Here is a 6,480-nt window from a genome sequence, read left to right on the forward strand (position 1 = left end):
TCCACCCCGTTCACCCCCCACCTCACTCATTCCCCACCCCGTTCACCCCGCCCCCTCCGCCCGCCGTACCAGTCGTACACGACCGCGCTGCGGACCACGAGGTCGGCCACGGACGCGTCACGTCTGCTCAGCGGTGCCCAGAACAGTCCCAGCGGCAGCAGGACGCACAGCACGGCCCGGAACAGGGCCCGGCCGGGACGGAGCCGCCGCCCCGAACGCTGCACCACCCGCACCCCCATCAGCCGACCGCCCACGGTCCGGCCCGTCACCGACCAGCCCGCCGCCAGGTACCCGACGGCGAGGCAGAAACCGAAGGCACCGGTGAGCTGGTCCGACGGCCGCGGTGCCGTGAACGGCGGCCCGAACACCAGGAAGCGGACGGCTCCGACGGCCAGCCCGGTCAGTACGGCGATGCCCAGCACGGCCAGGGCGTCCGTGAGGGCCGCGAGGGTGCGGGAGACCAGCCCGGCGGTGCGGCCCTGGAGTCGGGCAGGGGTGCCGACGGGCGGGGAAGGTTTCACGGAGGCGTCCGGCCGGCCGGCGCGCCGGGTTCCGGACCCTCGGCGGCTCCGTCGCTCCGGGACGACGGTGCCGCCTGCTGCGACGGAACGGTACCGTTCCGTCGCAACAGGCGGTCGGTGAAAGCGTCCACCAGCCGATCGGCCCGCGCGACCCGCAGCCGTACGGTGTCCAGCGCGTCGCCGGTCATGCTGCCGCCGGTGTCCCTGACGATCCTGCCGATGTCGATCTCTTCGAGCACCTGCCGGGTGAGCGCGACCGGATCCGCCCGGACCAGCACCGCGTCGATGTCGACACGGCGCGCGATCCGTTCGACGTCGACCCGGTCGGCCACCCGGTCCACGTCCACCCGGTCGGCCACCTTGTCCACGTCGACCCGCGCCACCAGGGCGTCCAGGTCGAGCTGGGCGACGACCGCGGCGACGGCCCGCCGCAGCGCGGCGCGCCGGACCCGCTCGACGCCGTCGTGGAGCCGTACGGCGGCCGTGACCGCCGCCGTACCCACGGCCGTCACGGCACCCAACGCCAGCCGCGGGCCGAACAACAGGACGGCTCCCAGTGCGCCTTCGGCGCCGCGATGTGCACCCATGACCGCATGGCAGCGCGGCGCGGCGCGAAACGCCTCATCCGCCGCGGGTGAACCGCACGGCCGGAGCCCGTCCCGGCAGCCTCCCCGCAGTCCGCGCGGTGCGGATCAGTCGTCCACGGCCTTCAGCACGTCCCCGAGGTCGACGAACTTGAAGTTGGTCGACGGCCGTTCGCCGTCACCCGGAGCGTCGTGACCGTCCTGCACGACGAGCAGCCCCTTCGGGTACCTGCGGCCCAGCGGTTCGGCCAGGGCGGCGGCGCCGTCGCACTCCTCCGAGCCGTCGAGGGCGGCCGAGGCGGCGGTGACGCGGAAACCGCCCTCGTACTCGTTGTCGTCGGAGATCTCGCGGTCGTACGCCACGAAGGTGTTGTCACCCTGGCTGGACGCCAGCAGATATCCGTCGCCCTTGGGCTCGGTGACCAGCGTCAGCCCCTCCACGTCCGCCGTCAGCCGCTTGCCGCCGTAGCCCGGGTCGGCGCCCGCGACGCACTCCTCGGTCGCCTCGTCGTAGGTGCCCGGGACGCCGTACTCACGGACCTTGTCGATCAGTTCGGGCTTGCCGGTCAGGTCGGCGCGCAGCCGCCAGATGCCGACGTCCTCCTGGCCCGCGTACAGCGTGCCGTTGTCCGGGTCGACCACCATCCCCTCGACCTGCGGGAGTTCACCGGGCTCGGCGCAGGGGGACCAGGACGTGCCGTTCGGGAGGCGGAAGGCGGCGGGCAGGTCCAGGGTGCGGACCTTGCGGTAACCGACCGTGCCGCCGGCGCCGGGGGTGAGCTCCAGAAGCGCGACGGTCGTCCGCTCACGGCGGCTGACCAGCGCGTACGAGCGGCCGCTGGCCTTGTCGGTCCAGGTGGCCAGGCCGTACGCGGTCCGCTGCTGGTCGATCTCCTCCTGCGAGGTGGAGAAGACGGGCGGGGCCGCGGGGTCCGTCACGTCGGTGAGCGGGCCGCCGGCCCGGTCGCGGTCGATGCGGTAGAAGCGCAGCCGGTCGTTGCCGCGGTCGCTGGTCACCGCGAGGTCGGCGCGGCCCCCGGACAGGCGCAGACCGTGCACGAGGTCGACGTTGTTGAAGCGGCCGGGCGCGTGACCGGCACCGGGCGCGGCGGGCGCGGGCAGCGACTGCACCTGGCGGGCGTCGAGGTCGTAGACCCGCAGGCCGCCCTGTTTCGCGGTGGCTATGACCAGGCTGCGGTCCGGGTCGGCGGCGTTGCGCCAGATCGCCGGGTCGTCGGCGTCGGCGTCGCCACCGGCCGCGTCGTCGTGCAGGGCCGCGGTCTCGGCCCGCGGGGTGACGGCGGGCAGCCCGGCCGAAACGGCCCCGGCCGGAAACGGCACGGCCGCGAGGCCCAGAGCGGTAAGTGCCGTGGCGAGCGCCAGTCTTGCCGTCCGGGCGCTGGGGGAGGTGGCCACGTGAAGGCTCCTTGATCTCGGAAGACGGGGAGAAGCACGGGGATTCTTGGGCCCTGGGGTGACGACTTGACAGACGGTAACGTGACGAGGACGCGACCGGGACGTGAACGAGCGGAGCAACACGCCTGCTTGAAGGTTTCCGGCTACGGCACCCACCTGGAGCGGCGACCGGCCGGGGCATCCGCTATGACCAGTTCTCGGTCACCTCGCCCACTCCGGCGTCCAGATGCCCCCGGCGCGGAGCGGGCCCGGCAGCCCGGACTCCAGGAAGTCACGGAGCGCGGCGAGCGCGGGATGCGGGTTGTCGTCGCGCCGGAGCAGGCAGTGCGGATAGACCGGTGTCGGACGGGCCAGGGCGATCCGCCGCAGACCGTGACCGGCAGGCGACACGAAGGACGTCCCCTCGCCGACCAAGGTGGCCAGCGTCGGCGTGGCGGCGACGGTGTCGAGAAGCGGCTCGGTACCGAAATCCGGCCCGGTCACCTCGATGCCGAACCCGAACGCGGCAGCGAACTCCTCGTAGTAGGCCGCCCACTCGCTCCCGGCGACGAGACCGGGCATCCAGATCCGGTGCCCGGCCAGCCGCTCGGGGGTGACCGAGCCGGCGTCGGCCAGCGGGTGGTCCGGGCCGGTGAGCAGCTGGACGGGCTCGTCCAGGACCCGGGTGGCCAGGACACCGTCGGGGAGCTGCCGCGCGGGCACGGTGACGGCGCGGAACGACGCATCGACCGCGCCGGACCGGACGGCCGCGATGGCCGCCTCGGCGTCGAAGAGCGTCACCACGTCGAGCTCGGTCCCAGGGTGCGCGCGGTGGAAACCGCGCAGCAGACCGGCCGGCGCGAGGCGTCGGCCGATCACGTCGACGCGCAGGGCGCGGCTCCCGGGCCGTACGGAAGCGACCGCCCGATCGGCGACCCGCAGCAGCTCACGGGCGTGCGGCAGGAACGCCTGCCCGTCGAAACTGAGCTGCGCCCCACGCGCCGTACGGATGAACAACCGTGCCCCCAGGGTCTTCTCCAGGGCGGCGATGCGCTTGGAAACGGCCTGCTGCGTGACTGACAGGAGGGCGGCGGCCTCTTGGAACTGCCCGGTTTCGGCGACGGCGGCGAAGGTGCGCACGGCGTTGAGATCCACCCGCACACGCTACCTACAACCAAAGGTTGTACAGCAGGCATGCGCCGGTTGTTTGCGCCCCACACGCCCGCCCGGCTTCGATGTCCGGGCCGGCCGGACGGCGCACGCGACGGGTCAGGAACGACGGGAGAAGCACGGACATGAGAGGGGCGAGGCGGGAGCCGTCGCTGGGACGGGGGTTCCGGTGGCTGTGGGCGTCGTACACCGTCAGCGCACTCGGGACCGGGATCGCCTTCGACGCGTTCCCGCTGATCGCTGTCCTGGCGCTGCATGCGGGGCCCGCCGAGGTGGCGTCGCTCGCGGCGGCGGGCGCGGCCGTGGGAGCGGTGCTGGCGGTGCCGCTCGGCCCGTGGGTGGAGTTCCGCCGCAAGCGGCCCGTCATGATCGCGATGGACCTGGCCCGGTGCGCCGCGCTGGCGAGCGTTCCCGCCGCGTTCGTGCTCGGGCGGCTCGGTCTGGCCCAGCTCCTGATCGTGGCGGTCGTGGTCGCCGCGGCCGACATCACGTTCCGGGCCGCCGCCGGCGCCTGCCTGAAGGAGCTCGTCCGGCCGGCGGACCTGCTCGTCGCCAACGGACGCTTCGAGACGACGACCTGGACCACGACCGTCCTGGGACCGCCGCTCGGCGGAGCCGCGGTCGCGCTGTGCGGGCCGGTGGTGACCGTACTCGCCGACGCGGTCAGCTATCTGCTCTCGGCCGCCGGAATCCGGGCGATCGGCGGTCGGGAACCCCGCCCGGCCCGCACCGCAATCTCGCCGCCATCACGCGCCGCCGGCCTGCTCGAAGGATGGCGGTACATCCTGGGCCACCCGGCGCTGCGCCCGCTGTTCCTGAACACGGCCCTGGTCAACGGGCTGACCATGGCGACCCAGCCGCTCCTCACCGTCCTCATGCTCGGCCCCCTCGGCTTCGCGCCCTGGCAGTACGGGCTCGCCTTCGCGGTGCCGTGCCTCGGCGGCCTGGTCGGCTCGCGGCTGTGCCGTCGGCTGGTCGCGCGCCACGGGCGGCACGCGGTGCTGCGTACCGCCGGGACACTGCGGGTCTGCTGGCTGCTCGGTCTGACTCTGCTCCACCCCGGTGCTTCCGGGCTGCTGCTGGTCATGGTGGTCGAGCTGGGCATGATTTTCTGCATGAGCGTCTTCACTCCGGTGCTCGCCACGTACCGGCTGGAGCTGACGCCGGCGGACCGCGTTGCCCGCACCCTGTCCGCATGGACGGTGACCGGCAAACTCACCACCGCGGCGCTGACCGCCCTGTGGGGCCTGCTCGCCACCCTCACCACTCCCCGCACCGCCATCACGACCGCCGGCCTCCTCATCCTCGCGACCCCGCTGCTCCTGCCCCGGCGCGTCCCGGCAGGGGGGGAGGGGGGCCTTGGGGTGGTTCCGGAGGAGGAGGTGGCTCTCTGGGTAGGTCCGTACTGAGGGTGGAAGGGGAGCCCGGCGGCCGCTGAGGAGTGTCGTCAGGGTGCCTGTGGCGGGGGCCTGGGGGGCTGGGGGGTGGCCTGTGCGGCGTAGGGCCTGGGTGGCGACTGCGTGGGCCGAACCGTGGAGGGTGAGGGGTGGCCGGTCGCGGCGTCGGAGGGCCGTGCGGATGCGTTCGGCGACGAGTTCGTAGTGGGTGCAGCCGAGTACGAGGGCGGTGACGTCGTCCGGGGTGCGCCGTGCCGCGGCGGCGATCGCGCGGTCGACGGCGGCTTCGTCCGCGTGCTCCACGGCGTCGGACAGGCCGGGGCACGGGACCTCCGTGACGGGCACGCCGGCGGCGAACCGCCGGATCAGGGAGCGCTGGTACGGGCTTCCGGTGGTGGCCGGGGTGGCCCAGACGGCGACGGGGCCGCCGCCCGCGGCCGCCGGCCGGACCGCCGGGACCGTGCCGATGACGGGCAGTCCGGGTTCGAAGCGGGCGCGCAGGGCCGGCAGGGCGTGCACGGTGGCGGTGTTGCAGGCGACGATCAGCGCCTGCGGGCGGTACGCGGCGGCCGACTCGGCGACGGCGAGCGCGCGGGCCGTGATGTCCTGCGGAGTGCGCGGCCCCCACGGCATGCCGTCGGGGTCCGAGGCCAGTACGAGGTCGGCGTCGGGGCGCAGCCGGCGTACCGCCGCGGCCGCTCCCAGCAGCCCGATGCCCACGTCCATGACGGCGATCCTGAGCCCGCCGGCGTATCCGGTCATGCCTGTTCTCCCTGCGCTCTGGTGCGGCGGCCGGTCGGACGCCGGTGTGCCGGGCAGGAATTGTGGCCAGGCGGGCGGTCCGGACGGCATGGCCAATCGGGGGGAAGTGGTACGGAAGGCGGGCGGTGAGGGGCGCTGCGTCCCGCGTTCCACTCGTAAGGACTGCGTGACCGTGGCAAACGGTGCGATCCCGGACCAAAGGGCGTTTCCCGCTCTGCACCGGCTCGTTGGGCGTGGACGAGTCCTTTCGTGCCGCCGTTTCCGGACGGGCCGCCGGAAGGCTCGTGCGCGTCCGGAGCGCTGGGCTCCGGCGCAGGGAGAACCAAGGAGAGACGAGCATGCGACGGATGAGCTTCGCCCTGGCGGCGGCGGTGGCGATGAGCGGTGTGCTGTGCAGCGGGGCGGCCGCGACGGCGGACTCCCGGCAGGAGAAGAGCGGTCCGCCGTTCCCGTACGCCGACTGCCTCAAGGAAGTGAAGAAGCAGTACAAGGGGAAGAAGGATCCGGTGGCCACGTGCGACGCCCTGGTGGAGAAGGGCTGGATCAAGAAGTAGCGGGGGCCGTACTCCTCCTCCCAGCGGTCGGCCGCAGCGTGCAGGCCGTAGCGGGAGAGGACGCGGGGCCGCCCCATGCCCAGCTCCTCGGCGACCG

6 protein-coding genes and 1 pseudogene are annotated in these 6,480 nt (G+C 73.7%); 2 read left to right on the forward strand and 5 right to left on the reverse strand.

Annotated features, from left to right (window positions below; all coding sequences use genetic code 11):
• Positions 1 to 26 precede the first annotated feature (26 nt).
• From AB0L45_RS38695 to AB0L45_RS38710, 4 genes are all read right to left on the reverse strand, one after another.
• A complete protein-coding gene (locus AB0L45_RS38695; protein WP_365848489.1) occupies positions 27 to 521 on the reverse strand; it encodes an RDD family protein in 495 nt (164 codons plus the stop codon).
• Entirely contained in the window at positions 518 to 1,108 is a 591-nt protein-coding gene (locus AB0L45_RS38700) for a hypothetical protein (protein WP_365848490.1), read from the reverse strand. Before AB0L45_RS38700 ends, AB0L45_RS38695 begins: the two co-directional genes overlap by 4 nt.
• A 105-nt stretch (positions 1,109 to 1,213) precedes the next feature.
• The gene (locus AB0L45_RS38705; RefSeq protein ID WP_365848491.1) at positions 1,214 to 2,521 is read right to left on the reverse strand and encodes a phytase; all 1,308 of its coding nucleotides are present in this window, start codon (positions 2,519 to 2,521) and stop codon (positions 1,214 to 1,216) included.
• A gap of 201 nt (positions 2,522 to 2,722) precedes the next feature.
• Positions 2,723 to 3,655, reverse strand: a complete 933-nt coding sequence (locus AB0L45_RS38710) for a LysR family transcriptional regulator (RefSeq protein ID WP_365848492.1) — start codon at positions 3,653 to 3,655, stop codon at positions 2,723 to 2,725.
• Between the two features lie 140 nt (positions 3,656 to 3,795).
• Here AB0L45_RS38710 and AB0L45_RS38715 point away from each other — a divergent pair, with 140 nt between their 5' ends.
• Positions 3,796 to 5,079 (forward strand): MFS transporter, encoded by a 1,284-nt coding sequence (locus AB0L45_RS38715; protein WP_365848493.1) that lies wholly within the window; start codon positions 3,796 to 3,798, stop codon positions 5,077 to 5,079.
• A gap of 18 nt (positions 5,080 to 5,097) precedes the next feature.
• Here AB0L45_RS38715 and AB0L45_RS38720 read toward each other — a convergent pair.
• Positions 5,098 to 5,793 (reverse strand): annotated as a pseudogene (locus tag AB0L45_RS38720) (aspartate/glutamate racemase family protein); the annotation flags it as partial.
• A 374-nt stretch (positions 5,794 to 6,167) separates the two neighbouring features.
• Between AB0L45_RS38720 and AB0L45_RS38725 the strand changes: the two are divergent.
• Positions 6,168 to 6,383 (forward strand): hypothetical protein, encoded by a 216-nt coding sequence (locus AB0L45_RS38725; protein ID WP_365848494.1) that lies wholly within the window; start codon positions 6,168 to 6,170, stop codon positions 6,381 to 6,383.
• The last annotated feature ends 97 nt before the right edge of the window (positions 6,384 to 6,480 follow it).

The organism is Streptomyces sp. NPDC052496 (assembly GCF_040679095.1).
Classification (GTDB): domain Bacteria; phylum Actinomycetota; class Actinomycetes; order Streptomycetales; family Streptomycetaceae; genus Streptomyces.

Excerpts from the sequence above, each read along its gene's own strand:
- AB0L45_RS38725 (WP_365848494.1), top strand. The coding sequence starts at position 6,168 with ATGCGACGGATGAGCTTCGCCCTGGCGGCGGCGGTGGCGATGAGCGGT.
- AB0L45_RS38715 (WP_365848493.1), top strand. The coding sequence starts at position 3,796 with ATGAGAGGGGCGAGGCGGGAGCCGTCGCTGGGACGGGGGTTCCGGTGG.
- AB0L45_RS38700 (WP_365848490.1), bottom strand. The coding sequence starts at position 1,108 with ATGGGTGCACATCGCGGCGCCGAAGGCGCACTGGGAGCCGTCCTGTTG.